The sequence below is a fragment of the Candidatus Minimicrobia sp. QA0096 genome (assembly GCF_963967315.1).
Lineage (GTDB): Bacteria > Patescibacteriota > Saccharimonadia > Saccharimonadales > Saccharimonadaceae > Nanosynbacter.
Map to the genome: position 1 here is coordinate 1 of NZ_OZ017288.1, position 23,463 is coordinate 23,463.

Consider the following 23,463-nt stretch of genomic DNA (forward strand, 5'->3'; position numbering starts at 1 on the left):
TAATAAGCCAGAAATTAACGTGCGCCGCGATGGCGATAAAATTGTGCTGTCCGTTTCTAAAAAGTGTAACGCAATATTCTTTGACGGTTGCTTGAATTTTTATAAGCCGATAACTGGCTTGAAAATTTATACTCCTGCGGGCGTGAATGTTAGCGGTTTGTTCTATCACAACTCAATTGAAATGGGAGATCCCGAATCTTAGGCTCACGCATTTGAATGATTTTACCGCTAATGCTACACTTAAAAGATGAAAGGTAATTTTTAGACGTGGCTTGGTGGCAAGCGATTATTCTCGGCGTAATTGAGGGAATTACGGAATTCTTACCAATTTCTTCGACTGGGCATTTGACGATTGCTGAGAAGTTGTTGGGAATGCGAATTGACGATCCGAGTGTCGTGGCTTTTACGGCGATAATTCAGATCGGAGCAATTTTGGCGGCGGTGATTTATTTCTGGAGCGACATCTGGCGAATTCTGCAGGCTTGGTGGCGTGGTTTATGGTGGAAGCGGGCGCGTCGAAAGTTTGATTATAAATACGGCTGGGCAATTATTATCGGCTCAATTCCTATTGCGATTGTCGGATTATTATTTAAGCACGAAGTTGAAACGGTTCTTCGTAGTTTGTGGTTTGTGGCGTTTGGGTTGATTGGCTGGAGTGTTGTTATGTGGCTGGCTGACAATCGTGCGGCAAATAACAAGCGTGGCGAAACTGAGACGAGCTGGAAAGACACTTTGGCGATTGGCGCGGGGCAATGCTTGTCGCTCATTCCTGGAGTTAGTCGCTCTGGCGCAACGATTTCAGTCGGTCTGTTTCGTGGATTTGATCGCGTGTCGGTTACGAAATTAAGTTTCTTCTTGGGTATTCCAGCACTAGTCGCAGCAGGACTATTGGAAGTTGCTACCAAATATAAACACATTTCTGGCGGCGTTGGCTGGACTCCAACTATAGTTGCCACGGTAATTTCATTCGGTGTTGGCTATTTGGCTGTGTCGTGGTTATTGAAGTTTATTCAGAGTAATAATTTCCGACCGTTTATAATTTATCGATTCGCATTAGGTTTGGTGTTATTGGCTATGCTTGGTGTGGGAATGATTTCTCACGTTTAAAAGAGATAAATTTAGCAGTATTTCAACTGCTCTTGAGGCTATTTTTATTCAGAATTGTTATATAATGAAAGTATGTTAGATATCAAATTCATCCGAGAAAATGTCGATTTGGTGCAAAAGTCGGCAAACGATAAAGGCTATAAAGTTGATATTGCGGCATTGTTGCAATTAGACGATGAGCGTCGCGATTTGCAGAAGCAGGTTGAAGCGCTACGCGAACAGCGCAATGTTATTTCAGCGAAAATGAAAGGCGGCCGACCAGATCAAGAACTGATTGATCAGGGCAAGCAATTGAAAGTTGAGCTGGCAGAGCGTGAGAGTTATTTGAAGTCGACCGAGGAAAAAGTTGCGGCAATTCTTAAAAACGTCCCGAATATCACTTTTGACGACGTACCTCTGGGTGGCGAAGAAGATTCCGTTGAGGTAAAAGTTTATGGCGATTGTAAAACTGGTGCAAAAGACCATTTGGATTATGCCGTAAGCCGCGGTTGGGTGGACTTTGAGCGCGGCGCTAAGGTGGCTGGTGCGAAGTTTTATTATTTGAAGGGCGATTTGGCTTTATTGGAAAATGCCGTAACTCAATTTGCCTTGGATTACGTAACAAAGCAGGGCTTCACATTTATGACCGTGCCACATATGGTTAATTTACGAACAGCTGAGGGCGCAGGTTTTACTCCAAAGGGTGAGGGCAGTAACGAATATGTAGTTGACGGCGAAGATTTGACGCTAATTGGTACGGCGGAAATGCCATTAACCGGCTATCACGCGGATGAGATTTTGGACGAAAAAGATTTGCCATTGTTATACGCTGGGTATAGTCCTTGCTATCGAAAAGAGGCGGGAACATACGGCAAGCACACGCGTGGTCTGTTCCGAGTTCACCAATTTAATAAACTGGAAATGTATGCGTTTTGTTTGCCTGAGCAGTCTAAAGAAATTCATGAGAAAATTCTTAGCGTTGAAGAGGCGCTTTGGCAGCAAATTGGGACTTCTTATCACGTGGTTAATATTGCGGCGGGCGATTTGGGTGCGCCGGCTGCGAAGAAGTACGACATTGAATATTGGTCGCCAGTTGATCAAACTTATCGTGAACTGACGAGTTGTTCGAACTGTACTGATTATCAAGCTCGTGGTTTAAATATTCGAGTCCGCCGAGAAAACGGTACAATTGAATCTGTTCATACATTGAACGGAACTGCGGTGTCGCTGGCTCGTTCTCTGGTAGTGATTTTGGAGAATTTCCAGAATCCAGATGGAACTTTGACTGTTCCTGAGGTACTTCGTCCATATATGAATGGCCGTGACGTGATATAATAAGAGCGTATTAGTTAGTAGGAGGAAAAATGATTAAGGATATTACAATTACTGGCGTTAAATATGAGCTGAACGCCACAACAAAAAAATACGTTGAAAGGAAAATTGGTTCGTTGGGAAAATACTTGCCGCGCCACGCACGAAAAAGTGCATCTGCAGACGTTAAGATTAGGCAGATTGACAATCCTGGCGGCAACAAGTACGAGGTTGAAGTTATCATCAATGTGCCAGATAAGAAAATTGTAGCTAAGGATTCAACCATGAACGTTTTGGCTGCGGTGGATATTGTTGAAGCTAGGTTGAACGGTCAAGTTCGTAAGTATAAAGACGATGTGTTGGCTCACGTTGGCGGAAGTCGCGGAATTTTGGCAAAGCTGAAGCAAACTTTCGGTCGAAAATAATTGATAGATGAAATTAACAGAAAAGCGTTCAGATTCTGGGCGCTTTTTCTTTTCAAATTGCCCGAAAAAAGTTATAATAAAAGAAGTTTTTGAAAATGCCTGAAAGTGAGGGAGTTTTAAGGTTTATGGCAATTACACAACAAAAAGCGCTGAGTAAGATTTTTGGCGATCCACAGAAGAAGATTTTGAAACGATTGCGTAAGCAAGTTGACGTTATTAACGGTCTGAATGACAAATATGAAAAAATGTCCGATAAGGAGCTTCGTGCGCAGACTGATGAGCTGAAAAAGCGCTTGTCGAAGAAGAATGTAACGCTTGATACGATTTTGCCAGATGCGTTTGCTGTGGCAAGGGAAGCTGCTAAGCGTGTGATTGGCGAGCGTCCATATGATGTGCAGTTGATTGGTGGTATGGTTCTTCATGAGGGCAACGTTGCCGAGATGAAAACTGGTGAAGGTAAGACTCTTGTGGCGACGCTGCCGACTTACTTGAATGCTTTGGAGGGCAAGGGCGTTCACGTGGTGACAGTTAACGACTATTTGGCGCAGCGCGACGCTGGTTGGATGGGCCAAGTATATGATTTCCTAGGCCTGACTACTGGTGTGATTATCAATGAAGCGTCATTTGTTTATGATAAAGATTACGACAATGATCATCACGACGATCCTCGAATGCGCAAGCTTCGCCCAGTTTCACGTAAAGAAGCTTATGCTGCAGACATCACGTACGGCACGAATAATGAGTTTGGTTTTGACTATTTGCGCGACAACATGGTTAATGATGTTGATTTGCTCAGGCAGCGTGAATTGAACTTCGCAATCGTTGACGAGGTTGACTCAATTTTGATTGACGAAGCTCGTACGCCACTTATTATCTCTGCTCCAGCGGCTGAAAATCCTGACAATTATTACACATTTGCTAAAATCGCCGCCAAGTTGGTTCCGGAAGATTACGTTTTGGATGAGAAGCGCCGAAGTGTTGCCTTGACTGATGAAGGTGTTGAAAAGGTTCAGAAATTGTTGGGAATAAAAAACTTGTACACACCAGATCACGTGCGCAGTGTTTATCACATGGACCAGGCTTTGCGAGCGCAGACATTGTTCAAGCGCGACAAGGATTACGTCGTAACCAATGATGGCGAAGTGATTATTGTTGACGAACATACTGGTCGTTTGATGCAGGGTCGCCGTTACAACGAAGGCTTACATCAGGCAATTGAGGCTAAAGAAGGCGTTCCTGTGCTGGAAGAGAGCATGACTCTAGCGACAATTTCCTTCCAGAATTACTTCCGTTTGTATAATAAATTGAGCGGTATGACAGGTACGGCATTTACCGAAGCTGAAGAGTTTCAGCAAATTTATTCACTTGATGTTATTCAAATTCCACCGAACAAACCAGTTATTCGCGAAGATAAAGAGGACTTAATTTTCAAGACTGAAAAGGCCAAACTGAAAGCCGTCGCTGAGGCGATTAAGGATTACCACAAGCAAGGTCGTCCTGTTTTGGTTGGCTCTGGGTCTATTGAAAAGAATGAGCAAATTGCCAAATATTTGGAAAAAGAAGGCATTAAGTTTGAGATTCTGAACGCCAAGAACAATGAGCGTGAGGCTGCGATTGTGGCGAAAGCCGGCGAAAAAGGTGCGATTACTTTGGCTACGAATATTGCTGGTCGTGGTACCGACATTAAGCTTGGCGAGGGTGTTAAGGAACTTGGTGGCTTGGTTGTTGTCGGTTCAGAGCGACATGAATCACGCCGAATTGACAATCAGTTGCGTGGTCGTGGCGGACGCCAGGGCGATCCAGGTGAGACTCAGTTTTATGTTTCAACCGAAGATGATTTGATGCGAATTTTCCAGGGCGAGCGAATTGCGTCGTTGATGGATAGGCTGGGCGTTGATGATGACACGCCAATCAGAACTCGCGCCGTATCGAAAACATTGGAAGCGGCACAGAAGCGAGTTGAAGGCTATAACTTTGATACGCGCAAAAATGTTGTTCAATACGACAATGTGATCAACCGTCATCGTCGCGTCGTTTATGTTATGCGACGTAGGATTTTGGAAGGCGATAATATTAAGCCGGAAATTGAGCGATTATTGCGAGCTAAAGTTCACGAATTGACAACTCTTCCATCAAAGAATAATCCAAAGTTTGTCGAGGATTTCTCGGTTATTTTCCCGGTTGATAAGGAAAAAATTGAAAAGGTTGGCAAGGAAAAGAAAGATCGTCTGCGCTATGAGAAGGCGCTGGAGCTGGCTGAAGAAGCTTACGCAGAGAAAGAGCGTGAGATTGGCGCTGATGATTTGCGTGGAGTTGAGCGCGAAGTTTACATGGCGGTGTTGGATACATTGTGGATGCAACATTTGGAAAATATGCAACATTTGCGCGAGGGAATTCACTGGCGAAGTGTTGGACAGCGTGATCCTTTGGTGGAATATCGATCAGAATCCCAGAAGTTGTTTGAGAGTTTGCAGGCTAATCTTCGCGATGAAGTTTTGACGACGATATTTAATATTCATAAAGCCGACGCTACATTTCGTCAATCTCAAGACGACGAATATGACACTGAACTAACTCGTCTGGCGGAAAATGCTGTTGAGCGTGGCGTTAATGAAATTGGTTCAGGTGAAGAAAATCGTGACGATGACTTCTCTGTGAAAAAGGGCAAGACCAGCGCGGAATCAAATCGTGTGAAAAATCAAGCTCGAAAGAAGAAGAAGGCTCAGCGACAGAATCGTAAGAAAAATCGTAAATAATCAGAGAATTAGGCAATGAAACATACAGTTGAGGAAATTAGACTGAAGAATGGTGCGCGCGGCTTGTTGATTGACGTTCCAGACGCTACGGTAATGAGTTTTCAGGTGCAATTCAGGGCAGGAAATCGCTACGTTCTGAATAAAGACATTTACGAAACGGCTCACATTATGGAGCATATGGCGTTCGGCGCGAACGAAAAGTTCCGTTCGGAGCATAATTATGAGCAGGAATTTACCAAGAATGGCGCTTATCACAACGCCTACACTTCTGACTATTCAATGGTTTATGAAGCGATTTGTGCGGATTTTGAGTGGGACAGGATTTTGGAGCTTCAGAGGCTGGCTATTACAACGCCGCGATTCAACGCCGATGAGCTTGAGGCGGAAAAGGGCAATGTTCGCTCTGAACTAACTGGTTATCTCAACAATCACAACCGCGTGATGTGGCCGCGCATTCAGCAAGCGCTGGGTGAAGATATTTTGACGTATAATCAGCGCCTAAAAACAATTGCTAATATTGAATTGAAGGATATTAAAAATCATCACAAGCGAACGCATACTTTGAAGAATATGCGGTTTGTGGTGGCTGGAAAAATGGCTGGACGAAAAGCGGCAATTAAAGAACACCTTGAAGGCTGGCAATTAGAAACGGGTGAGCGATTTGTGATTCCGCGTGATGAACCGCGCAGAGCTAACCCTGTTTTAGTCAGACGAAAAGAGGCGACGAATTTGACGTTTGGCTGGTCGATGATGATTCCACGTGAACTAAGCGATGAAGAAGTTACTGCCATGAATGCATTGAATCATATTTTAACTGGCACGATGAGCTCAAGGATTTTTGGTTCGGCTCGTAAAAAAGGCTTGGCGTATAGTATTTTTAGCGATACATCGATTGGTTTTTATGATTCGGCTTGGGATTTTGGCGGACAAGTAAATGTCGAAACTGCAGAAAAACTCTTTGATATTATCGTGAGAGAGTTGAAGAAAGTTTTGGCTGGATCTATTTCTGAAGAAGATTTGGAAAGCGTGAAGTCGTATTCGTTGGGTCGTTATCAAATGGGCGCTCAAACTGTCGGACAAGTCAGCAATTTTTACGTAGGACGATATTTTGCTGATGATTTTGTGAGAGATTATGCCGCCGTTCCAGACTCTATTTTGGCGGTAACTCCTGATCAGTTGATTGAAACGGCTCGTCAATTTTTTGCATCCAACACGTGGACGTTGGCGGCAGTTACTTCGGAAGAAAAAGAGCTATTAACAAAGCTGTACGATAAGCTCGACAAGCTGTTTTAGGGTGTAATCGTAAATTGCCCGTGATATAATCAGGTTATGAAAATTGTCATTGCTGGTTTTGGTGTTGAAGGTCAATCTAATTTGCGGTATTTTCGAGAGAAATTTCCGGAAGCTGATTTTTTGGTGGCGGACGAGCGTGAAAAAGTAGATAATTTGTCGGAAAATGTAGCTTATCAGACGGGATTTTCGGGGCTGGAGAACGCGGATTTAATCGTTAGGTCGCCAAGTCTTCCGCCAAAAAAGATAAAGACTAGCGGTCGAATTTGGTCGGCGACAAATGAGTTTTTTGCCAATTGCCCAGCGACTATAATTGGCGTGACTGGCACAAAAGGCAAGGGGACGACGTGTAGCTTTATCTCGTCGATTTTGCGCGCGACAGGTAAAACCGTGCATTTGGTGGGGAATATTGGCGTGCCAGCTTTGGATATTTTGCCAAAAATTGAGAAAAATGACATTGTCGTTTACGAATTGTCCAGTTTTCAATTGTGGGATTTGCAGAAATCTCCGCACGTTGCCGTGGTGCTGATGATTGAACCTGATCACTTGAATGTTCACGCTGATTTTAATGATTATTTGGCGGCAAAAGCAAATATTGCCAAGTTTCAAACCGCTGACGATTATGTTGTCTATAATTCTCAAAATGAGTTTAGTTCGTCGATTGCAGATGCGAGTTCGGCGCAGAAAAAGGAATATCCATTTGTTCTCTCGGACGATATAACTTCTGCGATTCGCCTGCCGGGGAGGCATAATGTCGACAATGCGTGCGCGGCGATAGCGGCGGTGAAATCGATTTTGCCAAACGTGTCGGATGATGAGATAAAGAAGGGGCTTAGTGAGTTTACGGGGCTACCGCATCGATTGAAGTTTGTTGCTGAAAAATACGGCGTGAAATATTACGATGACAGCATTTCGACAACTCCGGGCAGTGCGATTGCGGCATTAAAAGCTTTTGCGGAGCCGAAAATTTTGATTTTGGGCGGCTCGGATAAAGGCGCGGATTATTCTGAATTAGCGAAAGAAATTGCCAGACAAAACGTGCGATCGATAATTATCAATGGCGCTAACGCTGATGAAATTAGGGAAGTTTTAAGGGAAGAAAAAATTGATTGCGAAATTGTCCAATTAGATATGGCGACAATGAAAGAAGTTGCCAAATCAGCCAAAAATAAAGCGCAATCTGGCGACGTGGTGATTCTTAGTCCGGCGGCCGCCAGCTTTGATATGTTTAAGAGCTATTCTGATCGTGGTGAGCAATTTGTCGCCGCCGTAGAAGAGCTTTAATCTTGATAGACTTCTGGTTTTAAGACGCCGATGTATGGCAAGTTGCGATATTGTTGGCGAAAATCCAGACCGTAGCCAACGACAAATTCATTCGGTGTATCGATGCCGACGTAATCGGCTTTTGCGTCAACTTCGCGCCGTGCTGGTTTGTCTAATAGCGAGCATATTTTTACCGACGCAGCATTTTTTGCGGCAAATAACTCTCTTAGCGCCTGGGCGGTTCGACCGCTGTCAATTATGTCCTCAACTATCAACACATGCCTATCCGTTACGTCGGTATCCAAATCTTTGATAATTTTTACAGATCCAGAAGATTTTGTGTCGTCGCCGTAACTGGAAACCGCCATGAAATCAATTTCCATATAGCAATCCATCGCCTGTATCAAGTCGATCATAAACGGCGCCGCGCCGCGTAAAATACCCACGACAACAGGATTTTCATCGTGATAATCCTCGGTCAATTTTTTCCCAAGTTTTTGAACTGCCGTTTTTATTTCTTCGTTCGTAAATAGAATTTTCTCAATGTCTTTATCCATCTTTTTATTTTAACAGAGAATTGAGCGTTGAAAAATGGTACAATAAAATATATGCAACCGCTAAAAAAGAAAATTGGTGAATTAGAAAAAGAAATTGAACAGGCTAAAAAAGCGCTGAAGTTTTCTGATTTAGAGCAGAAATTGGCGGAGCTGGACGATCAATTAAACCAGCCAGAAATTTGGAATAATCCTGATTACGCCCAAGAATTAACGAAACAAGCGTCGAGCCTTCGTCAGACAGTTGAGCCTTGGCAGACTCTGACGGTGCAGGTTGGTGATATGGTGGAGCTGATGGAGCTTGGTGATGACGATTTGTTGCCGGAATTCCAAGCGCAGGTTGCGGCGATTGAAAAGAGTTTTGATAGGCATAAAACCGATTTGCTATTCTCTGGCGAATATGACAATCGTTCGGCAATTATGCGCATTTCCGCTGGCGTGGGTGGGCTGGATGCGCAGGATTTTGCGGCGATGTTGGAGCGAATGTATTTGCGCTGGGCGGAAAAATCTGGAATGAAAGTTGATACGCTGGAATGCTCGACAAATGACGACGCTGGAATTAAAACGGTCGTTTTGGAGATTTCTGGATCTTTTGCTTATGGGAAATTGCGGTCGGAAAATGGCGTGCATCGTTTGGTGCGATTAAGTCCGTTTAATGCGGACAATTTGCGCCAGACTAGTTTTGCGCTTGTCGAGGTTTTGCCGAAAATTGACGCGCCCGATGAAATATCAATTGACCCGAATGATTTAAGAATTGATGTCTATCGTTCGGGCGGCAAAGGTGGTCAAGGTGTGAATACGACAGATTCGGCGGTTCGAGTGACGCATGAGCCGACAGGGATTACGGTGGCTATTCAGAATGAGCGCTCGCAGATTCAGAACAAAGAAACGGCGTTGAAGATTCTGCGGTCAAAATTGCTAGCGATGAAATTAGAGCAACACGCCGAAACTCTGTCTGATCTTAGGGCTGGCGAATCGGCAAACTGGGGTAGCCAAATTAGAAATTACGTTTTGCATCCATATACGCTAGTTAAAGATACGCGCACAAAGCACGAAAACCGCAATGCTCAAGGCGTTTTGGACGGCGATATTGACGAATTTATTACGGCGTATTTAGAACAAAACACTAATTCTAAAAATATTTAGCTTATGGTATAATACTATCAATGATTCTGTTAGATAGGGTAACGAAGAACTACGGAAAAAGTAACAAGCCGGCGCTGAATCGAGCAAGCATTCATGTTGGCGCTGGTGAGTTTGTGATTATTGTCGGCACGTCGGGTGCTGGCAAATCGACACTTTTGAAGCTTTTGACTCGCGAAGAAAAGCCAAGCTCTGGAAAAATTGTGGTTGGCGGAATTGATTATGACAATTTGAAGGACAAGCATATTCCGCTGTTGCGTCGGAAAATTGGCGTGGTTTTTCAGGATTTTAAGTTGCTTCCGAATCGAACGGTGTTTGAAAATGTGGCATTTGCGCTGGAAATTGCTGGAATGACAAATCGAGAAATTAAGGCAACTGTGCCGAAGGTGATCGAATTGGTTGGTCTTAAGGGGAAGGAAAAGCATTTTCCTCATCAGCTTTCTGGTGGTGAGCGTCAGCGTGTAGCGATTGCTAGAGCAGTGGTGCGTCAACCGAAGATTCTGATTGCAGATGAGCCGACTGGAAACTTGGACCCGAAGCATAGCTGGGATATTGTTCGCTTGCTGGAAAAGATTAACAAGTATGGCACGACGGTTATTTTGACGACTCACAACGTGGAGATTGTTAATAAATTGAAGCGGCGCGTTATTACAATTGATCATGGTAAAATCACCTCTGATCAGGCGAGAGGGAGTTATAAACAGTAATGAAATCAGTTAATAAATCCAACAAGAACAAAGAAACTATCCGTATACGTCAGCGTCGACGAGGTTGGTTGACGTTTGTCAGAATGTGCCGATATGGTATCAATAACTTCAGTCGTAATGCCTGGCTGACAATTGCTGCAACTGCAGTGATGAGCGTCACATTGATTATCGTGTTTATAACATTATCAGCGCGTCAGGTTTTGGTTGATACCGTTTCAAATGTCTCCAAGCGTGCCGATATGTCAATTTACTTAAAGGGCGACACGCCAGAAAAAACGATTAAAACGATTAAATCTCGAATTGAAAAATTAGATAATATCGATAGCGTTAAGTATATTTCCGCAGAAGAAGCGCGCGAAAAGCAAGCTGAACAATATAAGGACAATCCAGACACGCTTGAGGCGATTCGTGAGTCTAGCAATGAAATGTCGGCAACGCTTCGTGTTTCCGTGAAAGAATTGAACAGCCAGCAATCATTAAATAATTTCGTTAAAACAGATGATCTGTATAAAAAGTACAAAGATCCTAACAGGGAGCCGTCATTCTCAGGTGAGCGCCAGCAAGCTATTAAAACAGTTGGTAGTTGGGTGAGATTGGCGAGTATTGGCGGCTCGATTGCTACGGTCGTTTTCGTGGTGATTTCATCGCTTGTGGTCTTTAACACTATTCGTATGGCAATTTTCAACCGCAAGGACGAGATTGAGATGATGAAGTTGATCGGCGCAGAACGCAGTTTCATCAGAGGTCCGTTTATTGTTGAGGCTATAATGTATGGATTTATTGCGGCAATTATCGCAACAGTGGTTGGGTATGGGCTGCTAATTCTTGCACATGATCCGATGGTAAAATACGGAATTCCTATCGATAATCTTTTGAATCATCTAAAAATGTACGGTGTGCTGGTTTTCTTTAGTATGATTCTGGTTGGAGCGGCAATTGGTGTGGCGTCATCTTGGGTGGCAACTCGCAAATATCTTAAGCTGTAAAAGTCCTTGACATGCTGATTACGCTTATGCTAACATAGACGTATGAAACTACGGTCCACCACACCAGTTTCGGCATCATTAGTCAGCAGAGCGTCTCTGGTGGCGATGTCTGCATTGCTCGCTGGATCGGGCATTTTTGGCTTGGCATCACACGTATTAGCTCGCGACTATAACGCCGAAATTCAGGCAAAACAACAAGAAGCAGACAACTATAATTCTGAGGCTTCGCGCTTGGGTGAGATGGCTGATAGTTTACAGGCGGAACTTGATAAGATAAACGGACAGATATCAGCTATTCAAGCGCAGATTTCTGATAGCCAAAAGAAGATTAATAGCCTTAATGATCAGATAAAAAAGAACGAAGAGCTAATTAAGCACAATCGTAAAGCGATGGGGCGAATTTTGGCGGATTTGTATGTTGATGATCAGATTTCGCCGCTGGAGATGCTTGCTAGTTCAAAAAATATTAGCGATTACATCGATAAGCAAGAACAGCGTAATTCTTTGAAAACTTCATTGAATGATAAGATCAAAGAAATTAAGTCTTTGCAGAAAAAGCTGGAAGAGAATAAGAAGTCTGTCGAGAATACACTTCGCGACCAAGAATTGCAACGTAATGCAATGGCAGCCAAACAGTCTGAGAAGGCAAAACTGATTACTGACACGAAGAATGACCAGAATAATTATGCTGCATTGGCGCAAAAGCGCAATTCCGAGGTAGCGAAGTTGCGAGAAGAGCAGGCTGCAGCCAACCGACGAGCTCTTGGCGGTAGTAATGTTTCGATTCCGGGCGGTGTACCTGGCGGCGGCGGTTATCCTGGTGCTTGGGCAAGTGCGCCCCTTGATGCTTATGTTGATCCATGGGGATTGTACACGCGTGAATGTGTGAGCTACGTGGCTTGGAAAATTCATAGCACTGGACGATATGTTCCGCATTTTGGTGGCGCAGGCAACGCGAATCAATGGCCGTCAACTGCAGCGCGCTATGGTATTTCTAGCGGCTCAACGCCAAAAGCTGGTGCGGCTGCTGTGATGAATATTGGATATTATGGACACGTTATGTATGTTGAGTCCGTCAATGGCGACGGAACTATTACCGTTAGCGATTATAACTTTGCCTGGGATGGTTTATATAGGTATTACACACGCTCAGCTTCAGGATTGACCTACGTTTACTTCTAATCGGCATAAAAAGTGATACGCAAAAACGCTCGTGTTAAACGGGCGTTTTGTAGTATAATAAGCGTATGGTTACGGGAGAAAAAAGACAGCAATTAAGTTGGTTTTTGACGCTTGTTATTGTGGCTATTGTTAGTTTTGTGGCGGGAGCTCGATCTGATGCACTGTTTGCTAACGTAGCGTCGGTATTTGGCGTTAGAACTTCAAATAAGACAATCGACTTATCTAGCGTTCAAAAAACATATCAAGAACTGATTGCTAATTATGACGGAAAATTGGATACTCAAAAGTTAATTTATGGCGCTAATCGCGGACTAGTTGAAGCGGCTGGCGATCCGCATACGGCGTATATGGATCCTGACGAGACGAAGGAGTTTGACAAGTCGCTGAGTGGGCAAATTGGTGGTGGGATCGGTGCGGAGATTGGTCTTAGGAGTAATAAACCAACTATCATAAAACCTCTGGAAAACAGTCCAGCTCAGAAAGCGGGAATTAAGGCTGGTGAGGCGATTGTTAAGGTGAATGACGAGGCTTCTTCTGACTGGTCAGTGGAAAAAGTTGTGAGTAAAATTCGTGGAGAAGTTGGTACGTCCGTTAAATTGACGTTATTAAGCGGTAGCCAAACGCGTGAGGTGTCGGTTGTGCGTCAGAATATAGTTTCTCCGGCAGTAGAGTCGGAAATTGATGGAGAAATTGGTATTTTGAAAGTTAACCGATTTGGCGATGATACAATAAGCTTGTCCAGAAAATACGCTTCGGAGTTTGTTGAGAAAGGTGTTAAAAAGGTGATTTTGGACTTACGGAATAATCCTGGCGGAACGGTTGGAGCTGCTCAAGGGCTATTGGGTATTTGGCTAGACAATCAAATAGCTATGACCGAGCGTAGAGGTTCTGAAATTGTTAAAACGCTACGTACAACTGGAACGCCAATTCTGGGCAACATGAAGACGGTGGTGCTTATTAACGGCAATAGCGCCAGTGCTAGCGAAATTACGGCTGGGGCGCTTCGTGAATACGGAAAAGCCACGCTGGTTGGGCAGAAGAGTTACGGTAAGGGAAGCGTGCAGATCGTGCTTGGACTGCCTGGCGGGTCGCAAATGAAGGTTACGGAAGCCAGATGGTACACGCCAAAGGGCAAAAATATAGATAAAACTGGTATAGAACCTGATGTAAAAGTTGATCTTTCGTCGGACGATGTCAATAATAACGTAGATCCGCAGATGGATAAGGCGAAGTCGTTATAAAGCTTGTGTTTTTGGGCTGGACAACATAAAATGGAGATAGTATGAACGGACAAAAAAAGAAGATTTTACTAGTTGAGGATGACATGGCTCTGTCTGCGGTTTATAGATCGCGGCTGGAGATTGAAGGGTTTGACGTTAGAGAGGCAAATAATGGTGAAGACGCCTTGTCTGCCACTGTTGAATATCGTCCAGATTTGATTCTTTTGGATGTGATGATGCCGAAAATCAGCGGTTTTGATGTTTTGGATATTCTTCGCAATACGCCAGAAACTGCTAACGTGAGGATTATTATGCTAACAGCGCTTAGCCAGCCAAAGGACAAGGAACGTGCTGAGAGCTTGGGTGTTGATGATTATTTGGTGAAATCTCAGGTTGTAATTGGCGACGTTGTGGCGCGCGTAAAGCATCATTTGGGTATTCAATAGAAGAGTAAATCGAGCGGAAGGTCAGCTTTTTAGGGGTTGACTTTTTGCTTGTTTTTTGGTATAAAGTAGTTATATATGGAAAAACCAAAACCAACACAGAGCCACGAACAAGAACGACCAAAAACACTGGAAGACTATGTAGTTGCAACTTTTCATGCCGATGCTGACCCAGATATTACAACATCTCCGCTAACTGTTATTCGCAGTGGTCAAGACGGAAAAGGTGTCAGGCATGATGGGGGCTGGATTGCTGGCGATATGCTAAGTGTGTGTGATACTGATTCTGAGGAGGGTATTGGTTCGCTTGAGTTGTTTGTGAAAGTACATAAACCGATTAAAGTTTATGGAGGGCATGTTTATGAAGAGCATGTTATTGCAACTAAGATTGTGTCATTGAAGAAACTCCAAAGTCGAGAAGCAAATAAAGGTTTTGACGAATCTTATATTCAGGATCTTTATGGAAAAACTACTGAGGAAATGCTTAAAGAAGGATCGGAGGCTGCTGAGCAAGTTTGGCGGCAGAAACATACGGCTAGTGATTGGAATAGTCTGTCGACTGCGGAAACGGGGCTAGATGAAAGTGATAGCCCAGAGCTAAATCGTTTTGATAAGAGAGTACTAGAACTGATGAAGCCTCTAGAGACTGACGTGGACGGAATGTCTTTTAGGGACGATTACACATCTGTGAAGTTGAAATTTGAGCATCTGCTTGATCCGAATTATGTGCCGTCAAATAATGTAGAGGACGCTGCCGTTAGAAACCCAAAAGGAGTTCCTGTATCTGAGAATAGCTTTAATGCTGCGAAAGAGGCTATTGATAATCTAGCTACGAATTCGTCGTTAATGCAAATAATTAATCCCGAGAGAGCGCTTGATTCTGAAGTGATCATAAATGGTATTAGAGCTAGTCACCTGACGCGTTGCCGCTTGTTTGAATATTTAACCTCCAGTCTTGACAGGCTGGCAGCCGTTAATCCAGGCGCTTTGGCAGACAGAGTTCTTCGTAACTCAGAGGATAATCTAAAAGCTCCTAATTATCTCGGGGGTGATTATTATGCGGGTAAAATGCGCAGTCGTGAATATACTGTAGTGCTGGCAATTGCTATGATGGATGGCTCATTTAATGTAGACAGACAAGACAAAACGGTTACTCATTACAGGGGTGACAAGGAGAGAAGTGGTATGCATAGGGATTCTGCAAGGGCACTTCTCGAATATGTAAGAAATAATTATTAATATTAAAATAACTCCGTATTTACCGGAGCTATTTTAATAAAAAGTTTTTACCGATTAAAGAACAACAACTTGTGTTCGGCGTTCTGATTTGCCGGTAAACTTAGTTTTCTTAACTGACTTAAAGCCAACTACGCCATCTTTTGCAGCGTGGATGGTGAAATTGCGGCTAACGTATGTGCCGTCACCAGCGATCTTTGTGGCACCAGTTTGGCGAACTAGAACTTCTCCAGCGGAAACTTTTTGACCGCCAAATCGCTTAACGCCAAGACGTTGACCAGCATTGTTGTGGATGTTCTTACTAGAACCACCAGCTTTAACCTTTGACATTCTTTACTCCTTATAGTTTCTATAAAACAATCTGTTCTAGTTTATCGAAAATGAAGCCAGTTGTCAAGCGGTTTTGGCTATATCTGCCGGTTTTAATACCAATATTTCTCTGGCAACAACTTGATCTTCACGGTAATATAAGAGGTTTTTATCGATAATTTGTTGATATCCAAGTTTTTTAAGATTTTTTATCAGAGGCGAGTGAGTAAATTTACCTTCGTGATTTTGCCACGCTGGAACGGCTATGCAAAGCGTCGTGTATGGGCGGATTTGCGAATGGATATTTTGCAGAAAATCGCTAATTATGTGATTACAATTTCCGACTACTTCGTGAAGTTTTTCTGGGCTAGGTGGTGCGGAAAACGGCTGACCTAAATATGTTTCGCAAACAATTCGAGAAATCCGTTTCTTCTGTTCATCTGTTAATTTTACAGAGGTGGCATCGGCCTGATGTGCTTGCCAGAAAGTGTTTGTCGAAAAAGTTTTTTCTACCCAGTTCATATTTTCGGTCGTGTAAGATATCATCTTATCACTCAAATCACTGCCGTAAGCATTCACGCCGATAAGCGCAGCTTCTTGTAATACCGTTCCTGTGCCACAAAACGGATCCCAGAGGTAATCGTTAGGTTTTGCGCCAGAAAGGTTAATCATAATTTGTGCAAGCTTGGGTGGAAGCATTCCCACGAAGGCATCGCGTTTTGGTCGCCCGCGGTCGCGCTGAGTATACGAATTGATATTTTGAGTGCCACGACTTTCAGCGATTATCAGATCTCCGTACACGTTCTTAGCTATGATAATTTCAATTTTCGCCTCAGACCTGCCAAGTTTATTATTGTGAGAGGTCGCAGTGGACAGCGCGGCGGTTTTATTAGGAATTAGACGCAAACTAACGCCAGATTTTTTCAGGTTGTTTTTTAAGATAATTCCGATTTTTTGGACGTTTCTCGGATCTGTTTTATTGCCATAAAAACTTATTCCAAGCGTTATTTTTTTCTGACTATTTGAAAGGCTTTTCGTGTATTTTTCAACAATAATTTTTGACGCCTGGAGTAGGGTATTGTGGTCCGATTTTTGCGACTTTATCTTCGTTATGACTTGTCCGCACTTAATCGTTCCGCCGAGATTGTCAATTGAAAAATTGTCGCAATTAACCGTGGCGGCTTGGCTGGAGATTTTTTGGACATTTTTAGCACCGTAAACTGCCTCTAATTCAGCGATAGAGATTTCCGGTTGACGGCCAAGAATAGCTATAAACATGTCGTAATTATAACATTTATCGTGGTATAATGAAGGTTATGTTACCGAAGGTGTTGCAATTGTTGAAATCGCCACGAGCCATTATGAGTGTTTTGACGTTGGCGGTTTTGGCGATAATAATTTTTCTATCTCGGCATGAGCTCGTGAAGGCGTGGAATCTGTTTTTGCACGCGGATTTATGGCTATTATTCTTGCTATTGCCGTTTCAGATTATTGTGTACTTCGCTGGTGGCGAGATGATTTTTTCGTATCTGAGAGAGAAGAATCTGATTTATCATATTTCCAGGCTGGAGCAGACGAGGATTGCGCTGGAGCTTAATTTGGTCAATCACATTTTTCCGTCGGGCGGAGTTAGTGGAATTTCGTATACGACGTGGCGAATGCACAAGCTCGGCGTGAGTTCGGCGCGTTCGACATTTGCACAGGTGATTCGTTACGTTACGGGATTTTTGTCGCTTTTGGTTTTGTTGGTGATTGCTGTGTTGGCGCTGGCTATTGACGGCAAGGTTAATCGTTATATCGTTGCCGCTAGTTTCTTACTAATTATCGTGGTTTTGGCGCTGACGTTTGGTCTGATTTTCGTGTTTTCGTCAAAGCGACGTATGCAGATGACTGCGGCTAAATTGTCTAAGTTCATCAATACATTGGTAAAAATTGCAACCTTGGGCAAGAAGCGACGAGTGATGAAGTCGAAGAAAGTCGAAGAGTTTTTTGTTGATATGCAGGACGATTTTCAAGATTTGTCCAATCATCCGAAACTTCTGATAAAACCGATGATTTGGGGAGCTGTTTATACTGTTTTTGACGTGGCGATGTTTGCTGTGGCGTTTCTGTCGCTGGGTGTTTTTGTTAATCCGGCGATTTTGATGGTTGGATACGGTGTGGCGGGATTGGCAGCGATTGTCGTGTTTACGCCTGGAGGGACGGGAGTTTATGAAACCATTATGATTATTTTCTTAAGTATGGCAGGCACTCCGCCAGATTTGGCGATTGCTGGAATAATTCTGACGCGAGCAATTTTACTTACTGGCACGATTATCTTTGGCTATATTTTCTATCAACACGCATTGATTAAATACGGCAAGCCAGATGATTCCCAGATTTAGCGTTAGCAATTTCATAGCAGTTGTCAATCAAACTTTTGACGTGGCTTTTGCTGGAATGGTTGAAGTTGAGGGCGAGGTTTCTAGTTTCAAGTCTTATCCTCCGAAATACGCTTTTTTCGACCTAAAAGATGACGACGGGCTGGTTCGATGTTTTGTTGGTTTTAGCAATTTACGCACGCCAATTGAAGACGGGATGAAAGTTGTCGTTCGGACAATGCCGGCGCTTAGAGATAATGGCGCCTTTAGTCTGAACGTTCAAGAGATTCGCCCATTAGGCAAGGGAAGTTTGAAGCGAAGTTTTGAGCTTTTGAAACAAAAATTGACAGTTGAGGGTCTGTTTAATTCTGAAAGAAAGCGTCCATTACCGCAATATCCCCAGCGAGTGGCTGTTATTTCCAGTACAAAAGCGGCGGGATATGCTGACTTTATGAAGATTTCCGGTGAGCGTTGGGGTGGTGTGAAATTCGTAGTCGCCGATGTTAATGTACAAGGCGTGAATGCTGCAGATCAAGCTGTTCGAGCGATATCATATTTTAATCAAATGTCAGAATCTCCAGATGTGATTGTTTTGATTCGTGGCGGTGGCAGTGCGGAAGATTTGGCGAGTTTTAACGATGAAAAACTAGTACGGACGGTGGCGAGTAGTCGCATTCCAACAATGACTGGAATTGGTCATGAAATTGATGAGAGTTTATGCGATTTGGCGGCGGACGTTCGCGCAGCCACGCCGAGCAACGCCGCGCAATTGCTGTTTCCTGATAAGCGAGAAGTGGTTAGGCATTTGCATTACAGGCTAATTGACGCGAAAGATTCAATTTGTAGGGCTATCGAAGAACGGTCGCTTAATGCAACAATGTTGCAAAAAGAAGCGCTAAAACAGTGGTCAAGTCGCGTGGACGCGGCTGTAAATGCGACATTGTCGCAACAAAAAGTTATCGCTGAGTATGATCCGGAAATGGCGCTGCGTCGTGGCTATGCAATGATCAAGGGTGATTTACAGATTGGTAATATTGTAGAGATTACAACAAAAGATATAATTATGAAAGCGAGGATTGAGAATAGTGAACAACGATATGACAATTGAGCAAATGATAGCTGAATTGAACGAGCGAATCGCGTGGTTTCAAGGCGATGATTTTAATCTGGACGAGGCAAAACAGAGGTTTATTGAGGCGAGAGAGTTATCAAAAAAAATTACTGCCACGCTGGAAGATATGCGACATGATATCGAGGTTCTTAGCGAGGATTTTAACGCTGAGTAGGATCTTTACACCAATTAAAGCATAAGCTATACTCTAATTATGATTACGAGAAATAGAAGTGAACGTGGCTCAGTTAATGGCTGGATGGTCGGCACAATCGGCTGTCTGATATTGTTTTTGATTGCTGGATCTTTGGCGATTTGGGCGTACATGCAATATTCCCGAGAAAAGAGCAGTGTTGATAGTAAAGTTGCGATTAAAGTTGCTGAGGGTAAGCGCGAGCAGGCTGAGTCTGATTGGAGGAAGTATTCAGACGCAGCTAAGAATCCACGTATTGAATTTGTTGGTCCTGCTGAATACGGTCGAGTGTCGTTTATGTATCCAAAAGATTGGAGTGTATATGTAGCGAATGACGGCAGCGACAGGGGTGATTATAAAGCTTATCTTCACCCTGTTTCAGTTCCTTCGACAACTAATAAAAATAGTCGATTTGCATTAAGGCTGGAGATTATCAACAAGAATATGGATACGGTGCTGAATGAGTATCAATCACGACTAAAGAAGGGTGAATTGACCTCAAGTAGTACTGAGTTTAATGGAATTTCAGCAACTCGGATTGACGGTACGTTTGAGAAAGAATTGCGCGGCTCTGTGGTTTTGATGAAAGTTCGCGATAAAACTATTCGTTTTTCAACCGACGCGGATACGTTTAAGCCAGATTTCCAGACTATATTAAGCACTGTAAAAATCTCTGAATAGAAAAACCCAGTACATATTTGCTATACTATAATTGTATGGCAGGTAAAGAGTGGAGTGATGCTGATTTTGAGGGATTGCCGAGCGTTTTGGTGGCGGCACACGAGCTGAAAACGCCGCTGGCTTTGATTAGGCAATTGGCGCTACTGTTGGACGATGACTTAACCAGTTCTGCCGATAAAACTCAGATCCAGCAACGAATTATTCGGACTTCTGAGCAGGCGTTACAGCTTACGATTGATTTGGCAAATTCAGCTAATTTAACGTCGTCGTTATTTCCGCTTGAACCGGTCAATCCGTTGGCTTTATGTCAGCAAGTAGCGATGGAAACAAAGTTCAACGCAATACTTTATGGGCGAAAAGTTAGCTGGCCTAAGAGTAGTCGAAATGGTCAATTGATATTAGCGAACCGAACACTTTTGGGGCGAATTTTAGCGAACTTTCTAAATAACGCGTTGGCGTATACGGAGGACGGATCGGAGATTAAGGTTTCGGTTAAGGCGACAAAAGATGCCGTAAGGATGAGCGTGCGAGATTTTGGGCCGATGATGAGTTTGAAGGAATATCGACGCTTATTGGATGAGATGGAAACACGAAAAACCGTGCGAACAAGGCCGAAAAGTAGTGGATTGGGGATTTACGTGGCGAATCAATTTGCGCGGGCGATGAACGGGCGGATTGGTCTGATTCGTCACCGTGATGGATTAACTTTTTATGTAGAAATGCCAATTAGTCGGCAGTTGAGCTTGATATGAAAAAACTGTTAATCGTTGAGGATGATAAGAATTGGGCGGATATTCTGGGCAAGTTTGCCGCGGATATTGGGGCGGAACATCGAGTGGCGGTTTCTGGCGGTCAGGCGATTGAAATTATTGATAATTGGCAACCTGACGCTTTAATTTTGGATATGTTGTTAGCTGGCGAAACGGCGATTGCGCTACTTAACGAACTGCGATCGTACGCGGATTTGGCGAGTTTGCCGATTGTGGTTTGTACGAATATCGACGTTAAAATGGACGATTTGCGTCCGCTTGGTGTGAAGGCGATTTTGAATAAAACATCGATGCGTCCGAATGAGGCGCGGGCGATTTTTCGCGAGGTTCTAAATGACGGGGCAGAGTGAGCGAGTAAAAGCAATTGTTTTGAGGCGAACGAATTACGCCGAAGCTGACCGAGTTTTGCAATTATTAACGCCGAAAGGTCGACGCAGCGTAATCGCAAAAGGTGTGCGACGCGAGCGCAGTAAATTGGCGGGCGGAATCGAATTATTCGCGATTTGCGACGTGGTTATTCGTTCTGGTCGGGGCGATTTGGGGCTATTAACTTCCGCTCGATTATCGGCTTTTTATCGGCATATTTTGGAAGATTACGATCGGATGCAGTTTGCTTATTCGGTAATGAAATTGGTTTCTGCGGCGAGTGAAAATATTGACGAACCAGAATGGTATTATGTGCTGAGTCAAGTTTTGGAGCAATTGAATAATCCTGCAATAAACCAAAAATTGATTGAAACGTGGTTTTATTTGCAATACGCGAGTTTGCTGGGTGATGAATTGAATCTTCGCACAGATGTGACGACAGCACCGTTGCTCCCTGATAAAAAATATATGTATGACAATGCAGAGAAAGGCTTGAGATTGGCGGAGCAGGGCGATTTGGGTGCGGACGCCATCAAATTGTTAAGGTTAATCCAGGCCAAGCCTCTGGCAAACGTGGCGCAAATCGGCGGAATAACTGAGGTTATAAACGATTGTTGGTTGACCGCCAGACAACACGCGGCAGTGTAAAATTGTCAGTAAAATGGTATAATTTGGGTAATAATGTGAATCGCCATGTTGCCAACATGGAGAAAGGTTTTTGATGAGTCAAGCAAAAATGGAAGATATTATTAGCCTATGTAAGCGTCGCGGTTTTATTTATCAGGGTTCGGATGTTTATGGCGGTTTGTCTGGAACGTGGGATTACGGTCCGCTGGGCGTTCAATTGAAGCGCAACATTATGAATTTATGGTGGCGAATGTTTGTTGACGAGCGCGACGATATATATGGCGTCGATGCGGCAATTTTGATGAATCCGAAAGTCTGGAAGGCGAGTGGGCATGTTGATACATTCGTTGACCCATTGTGCGAAGATATGGTTAATCATCGGCGTTATCGTACCGACCACATTCTTAAGGATAATGGCATTGACGCTGACGGCTTGACGATAGAGCAAATGGATGAAGTGATTGCGGAACGGGGAATTAAAAGTCCAGACGGAAATCCGCTAAGCAAATCTCGCACGTTTAATATGATGTTTAAGACGAGCGTTGGCGCCACTGAAAGTGAAGACAGCGTTGCATATCTTCGTCCAGAAACTGCTCAGGGAATTTTTACCAATTTTAAGAACGTTGTTGATAGTTTTTATCCAGACTTGCCGTTTGGAATTGCTCAGCAGGGCAAGGCGTTTCGCAATGAAATTGCGCCGCGAGATTTTGTTTTCCGTAGCCGTGAGTTTGAGCAAATGGAGATTGAGTATTTTGTCAATCCAGAAAATTGGCAGGAAGCGTTTGATGAATTGTTGAAGTCGACGCACGAGTTTTTGGAGGCGTTGGGATTAGACCCTAAGAATATTCACGAGCTGGATGTTCCGGCTGAAGACAGGGCGCATTACAGTAAGAAGACGATCGACATTGAATACGATTTTCCAATTGGCAAGGAAGAGCTGATGGGAATTGCGTATCGGACTGATTTTGACTTGATGAATATTCAGCGCGTCAGCGGGAAAAGTATGGAATATACAATCAAGGGGACGAATGAAAAGTTTGTGCCGCACGTGATTGAGCCGAGTTTTGGCGTCGAGCGGGCGCTGATGGCGGTCTTGTCGAGTGCGTATCGCGAGGACGAGCAGAACGGCAGTAAGCGTGTTTATTTGGCACTTCCAGAGCATTTGGCGCCGGTTAAATTTGCCGTTTCACCGCTACTTAAGAATAAGCCAGAATTGGTGAAGAAGGCGCGTGAAATCTACACTAACCTATCTAAGAAAAATCCTGGACGCGTTATGTGGGATGACAATGGAAACATCGGTAAGCGTTATCGCCGTCAGGATGAAATTGGTACGCCACACTGCGTAGTTGTCGATTTTCAGACGCTGGAAGATGACACCGTTACTGTTCGTGAGCGGGATACGACGGAGCAGAGGCGAGTGAAGGTTGAGGAGTTGTAGATATTG

25 protein-coding genes are annotated in these 23,463 nt (G+C 43.7%); 22 read left to right on the plus strand and 3 right to left on the minus strand.

Features of this window, described 5'->3' with window-relative positions; all coding sequences use genetic code 11:
* The 7 genes from AACH20_RS00005 to murD all read left to right on the plus strand — a co-directional run.
* The coding region (locus AACH20_RS00005) for a hypothetical protein (protein WP_338502976.1) at positions 1-202 on the plus strand (202 nt) is incomplete at its 5' end.
* Positions 203-267: 65 nt separating this feature from the next.
* Entirely contained in the window at positions 268-1,107 is an 840-nt protein-coding gene (locus AACH20_RS00010) for an undecaprenyl-diphosphate phosphatase (RefSeq protein ID WP_338502978.1), read from the plus strand.
* A 72-nt stretch (positions 1,108-1,179) separates the two neighbouring features.
* Entirely contained in the window at positions 1,180-2,421 is a 1,242-nt protein-coding gene (serS, locus tag AACH20_RS00015; RefSeq protein ID WP_338502980.1) for a serine--tRNA ligase, read from the plus strand.
* Positions 2,422-2,450: 29 nt separating this feature from the next.
* Positions 2,451-2,822, plus strand: coding sequence for a ribosome hibernation-promoting factor, HPF/YfiA family (gene hpf, locus AACH20_RS00020; RefSeq protein WP_129636610.1), 372 nt, complete (start codon positions 2,451-2,453; stop codon positions 2,820-2,822).
* Positions 2,823-2,947: 125 nt separating this feature from the next.
* Positions 2,948-5,578, plus strand: coding sequence for a preprotein translocase subunit SecA (locus tag AACH20_RS00025; protein ID WP_338502982.1), 2,631 nt, complete (start codon positions 2,948-2,950; stop codon positions 5,576-5,578).
* Between the two features lie 15 nt (positions 5,579-5,593).
* Entirely contained in the window at positions 5,594-6,871 is a 1,278-nt protein-coding gene (locus tag AACH20_RS00030) for a M16 family metallopeptidase (RefSeq protein ID WP_338502983.1), read from the plus strand.
* Positions 6,872-6,907: 36 nt separating this feature from the next.
* Positions 6,908-8,152 carry a UDP-N-acetylmuramoyl-L-alanine--D-glutamate ligase gene (gene murD, locus AACH20_RS00035; RefSeq protein WP_338502984.1) on the plus strand — a complete coding sequence of 415 codons (1,245 nt, stop codon included), beginning with the start codon at positions 6,908-6,910 and terminating at the stop codon, positions 8,150-8,152.
* Here the strand turns inward: murD and hpt are convergent.
* Complete coding sequence (gene hpt / locus AACH20_RS00040; protein WP_338502986.1) at positions 8,149-8,688, minus strand: hypoxanthine phosphoribosyltransferase; 540 nt, start codon at positions 8,686-8,688, stop codon at positions 8,149-8,151. The genes murD and hpt overlap by 4 nt on opposite strands.
* A 51-nt stretch (positions 8,689-8,739) precedes the next feature.
* Between hpt and prfB the strand changes: the two genes are divergently transcribed.
* The 7 genes from prfB to AACH20_RS00075 all read left to right on the plus strand — a co-directional run bounded on the left by prfB (position 8,740) and on the right by AACH20_RS00075 (position 15,605).
* Positions 8,740-9,831, plus strand: a complete 1,092-nt coding sequence (gene prfB / locus AACH20_RS00045) for a peptide chain release factor 2 (protein ID WP_338502987.1) — start codon at positions 8,740-8,742, stop codon at positions 9,829-9,831.
* 20 nt (positions 9,832-9,851) lie between these two features.
* Positions 9,852-10,535, plus strand: a complete 684-nt coding sequence (ftsE, locus tag AACH20_RS00050; protein ID WP_129632464.1) for a cell division ATP-binding protein FtsE — start codon at positions 9,852-9,854, stop codon at positions 10,533-10,535.
* On the plus strand, positions 10,535-11,521 hold the full coding sequence (locus AACH20_RS00055; RefSeq protein ID WP_338502990.1) for a cell division protein FtsX: 987 nt from the start codon (positions 10,535-10,537) through the stop codon (positions 11,519-11,521). Before ftsE ends, AACH20_RS00055 begins: the two co-directional genes overlap by 1 nt.
* 42 nt (positions 11,522-11,563) lie before the next feature.
* Positions 11,564-12,703 (plus strand): CHAP domain-containing protein, encoded by a 1,140-nt coding sequence (locus AACH20_RS00060; RefSeq protein WP_338502993.1) that lies wholly within the window; start codon positions 11,564-11,566, stop codon positions 12,701-12,703.
* A 65-nt stretch (positions 12,704-12,768) separates the two neighbouring features.
* Positions 12,769-13,944: a S41 family peptidase gene (locus tag AACH20_RS00065; protein ID WP_338502995.1), complete on the plus strand. Its 1,176-nt coding sequence runs from the start codon at positions 12,769-12,771 to the stop codon at positions 13,942-13,944.
* Between the two features lie 41 nt (positions 13,945-13,985).
* On the plus strand, positions 13,986-14,369 hold the full coding sequence (locus AACH20_RS00070) for a response regulator (RefSeq protein ID WP_129632476.1): 384 nt from the start codon (positions 13,986-13,988) through the stop codon (positions 14,367-14,369).
* A gap of 75 nt (positions 14,370-14,444) precedes the next feature.
* Entirely contained in the window at positions 14,445-15,605 is a 1,161-nt protein-coding gene (locus AACH20_RS00075) for a hypothetical protein (RefSeq protein WP_338502996.1), read from the plus strand.
* Between the two features lie 54 nt (positions 15,606-15,659).
* Here AACH20_RS00075 and AACH20_RS00080 read toward each other — a convergent pair whose 3' ends face one another.
* Positions 15,660-15,932 (minus strand): 50S ribosomal protein L27, encoded by a 273-nt coding sequence (locus AACH20_RS00080; RefSeq protein WP_129632482.1) that lies wholly within the window; start codon positions 15,930-15,932, stop codon positions 15,660-15,662.
* A gap of 63 nt (positions 15,933-15,995) precedes the next feature.
* Positions 15,996-17,189 (minus strand): TRM11 family SAM-dependent methyltransferase, encoded by a 1,194-nt coding sequence (locus AACH20_RS00085; protein WP_338502998.1) that lies wholly within the window; start codon positions 17,187-17,189, stop codon positions 15,996-15,998.
* Between the two features lie 38 nt (positions 17,190-17,227).
* Here AACH20_RS00085 and AACH20_RS00090 point away from each other — a divergent pair, with 38 nt between their 5' ends.
* The 8 genes from AACH20_RS00090 to AACH20_RS00125 all read left to right on the plus strand — a co-directional run bounded on the left by AACH20_RS00090 (position 17,228) and on the right by AACH20_RS00125 (position 23,457).
* Entirely contained in the window at positions 17,228-18,295 is a 1,068-nt protein-coding gene (locus AACH20_RS00090; protein WP_338503001.1) for a lysylphosphatidylglycerol synthase transmembrane domain-containing protein, read from the plus strand.
* Positions 18,279-19,379: an exodeoxyribonuclease VII large subunit gene (xseA, locus tag AACH20_RS00095; protein ID WP_338503003.1), complete on the plus strand. Its 1,101-nt coding sequence runs from the start codon at positions 18,279-18,281 to the stop codon at positions 19,377-19,379. Before AACH20_RS00090 ends, xseA begins: the two co-directional genes overlap by 17 nt.
* Positions 19,369-19,557, plus strand: coding sequence for a hypothetical protein (locus AACH20_RS00100; RefSeq protein WP_338503005.1), 189 nt, complete (start codon positions 19,369-19,371; stop codon positions 19,555-19,557). Before xseA ends, AACH20_RS00100 begins: the two co-directional genes overlap by 11 nt.
* A 39-nt stretch (positions 19,558-19,596) precedes the next feature.
* Positions 19,597-20,256: a hypothetical protein gene (locus AACH20_RS00105; RefSeq protein WP_338503006.1), complete on the plus strand. Its 660-nt coding sequence runs from the start codon at positions 19,597-19,599 to the stop codon at positions 20,254-20,256.
* Between the two features lie 35 nt (positions 20,257-20,291).
* Positions 20,292-21,008 (plus strand): sensor histidine kinase, encoded by a 717-nt coding sequence (locus tag AACH20_RS00110; RefSeq protein WP_338503007.1) that lies wholly within the window; start codon positions 20,292-20,294, stop codon positions 21,006-21,008.
* Positions 21,005-21,376, plus strand: coding sequence for a response regulator (locus tag AACH20_RS00115; RefSeq protein WP_338503009.1), 372 nt, complete (start codon positions 21,005-21,007; stop codon positions 21,374-21,376). The genes AACH20_RS00110 and AACH20_RS00115 overlap by 4 nt, the downstream gene beginning before the upstream one ends.
* Positions 21,360-22,040, plus strand: coding sequence for a DNA repair protein RecO (recO, locus tag AACH20_RS00120; RefSeq protein WP_338503011.1), 681 nt, complete (start codon positions 21,360-21,362; stop codon positions 22,038-22,040). Before AACH20_RS00115 ends, recO begins: the two co-directional genes overlap by 17 nt.
* A 73-nt stretch (positions 22,041-22,113) precedes the next feature.
* On the plus strand, positions 22,114-23,457 hold the full coding sequence (locus AACH20_RS00125; protein WP_338503013.1) for a glycine--tRNA ligase: 1,344 nt from the start codon (positions 22,114-22,116) through the stop codon (positions 23,455-23,457).
* Positions 23,458-23,463 lie beyond the last annotated feature (6 nt).

Bases quoted from the DNA above. Each gene is read 5' to 3' on its own strand.
- serS (WP_338502980.1), top strand. From the start codon at position 1,180: ATGTTAGATATCAAATTCATCCGAGAAAATGTCGATTTGGTGCAAAAG.
- hpf (WP_129636610.1), top strand. From the start codon at position 2,451: ATGATTAAGGATATTACAATTACTGGCGTTAAATATGAGCTGAACGCC.
- AACH20_RS00025 (WP_338502982.1), top strand. From the start codon at position 2,948: ATGGCAATTACACAACAAAAAGCGCTGAGTAAGATTTTTGGCGATCCA.
- AACH20_RS00030 (WP_338502983.1), top strand. From the start codon at position 5,594: ATGAAACATACAGTTGAGGAAATTAGACTGAAGAATGGTGCGCGCGGC.
- murD (WP_338502984.1), top strand. From the start codon at position 6,908: ATGAAAATTGTCATTGCTGGTTTTGGTGTTGAAGGTCAATCTAATTTG.
- hpt (WP_338502986.1), bottom strand. From the start codon at position 8,688: ATGGATAAAGACATTGAGAAAATTCTATTTACGAACGAAGAAATAAAA.
- prfB (WP_338502987.1), top strand. From the start codon at position 8,740: ATGCAACCGCTAAAAAAGAAAATTGGTGAATTAGAAAAAGAAATTGAA.
- ftsE (WP_129632464.1), top strand. From the start codon at position 9,852: ATGATTCTGTTAGATAGGGTAACGAAGAACTACGGAAAAAGTAACAAG.
- AACH20_RS00055 (WP_338502990.1), top strand. From the start codon at position 10,535: ATGAAATCAGTTAATAAATCCAACAAGAACAAAGAAACTATCCGTATA.
- AACH20_RS00060 (WP_338502993.1), top strand. From the start codon at position 11,564: ATGAAACTACGGTCCACCACACCAGTTTCGGCATCATTAGTCAGCAGA.
- AACH20_RS00065 (WP_338502995.1), top strand. From the start codon at position 12,769: ATGGTTACGGGAGAAAAAAGACAGCAATTAAGTTGGTTTTTGACGCTT.
- AACH20_RS00070 (WP_129632476.1), top strand. From the start codon at position 13,986: ATGAACGGACAAAAAAAGAAGATTTTACTAGTTGAGGATGACATGGCT.
- AACH20_RS00075 (WP_338502996.1), top strand. From the start codon at position 14,445: ATGGAAAAACCAAAACCAACACAGAGCCACGAACAAGAACGACCAAAA.
- AACH20_RS00080 (WP_129632482.1), bottom strand. From the start codon at position 15,932: ATGTCAAAGGTTAAAGCTGGTGGTTCTAGTAAGAACATCCACAACAAT.
- AACH20_RS00085 (WP_338502998.1), bottom strand. From the start codon at position 17,189: ATGTTTATAGCTATTCTTGGCCGTCAACCGGAAATCTCTATCGCTGAA.
- AACH20_RS00090 (WP_338503001.1), top strand. From the start codon at position 17,228: ATGTTACCGAAGGTGTTGCAATTGTTGAAATCGCCACGAGCCATTATG.
- xseA (WP_338503003.1), top strand. From the start codon at position 18,279: ATGATTCCCAGATTTAGCGTTAGCAATTTCATAGCAGTTGTCAATCAA.
- AACH20_RS00100 (WP_338503005.1), top strand. From the start codon at position 19,369: ATGACAATTGAGCAAATGATAGCTGAATTGAACGAGCGAATCGCGTGG.
- AACH20_RS00105 (WP_338503006.1), top strand. From the start codon at position 19,597: ATGATTACGAGAAATAGAAGTGAACGTGGCTCAGTTAATGGCTGGATG.
- AACH20_RS00110 (WP_338503007.1), top strand. From the start codon at position 20,292: ATGGCAGGTAAAGAGTGGAGTGATGCTGATTTTGAGGGATTGCCGAGC.
- AACH20_RS00115 (WP_338503009.1), top strand. From the start codon at position 21,005: ATGAAAAAACTGTTAATCGTTGAGGATGATAAGAATTGGGCGGATATT.
- recO (WP_338503011.1), top strand. From the start codon at position 21,360: ATGACGGGGCAGAGTGAGCGAGTAAAAGCAATTGTTTTGAGGCGAACG.
- AACH20_RS00125 (WP_338503013.1), top strand. From the start codon at position 22,114: ATGAGTCAAGCAAAAATGGAAGATATTATTAGCCTATGTAAGCGTCGC.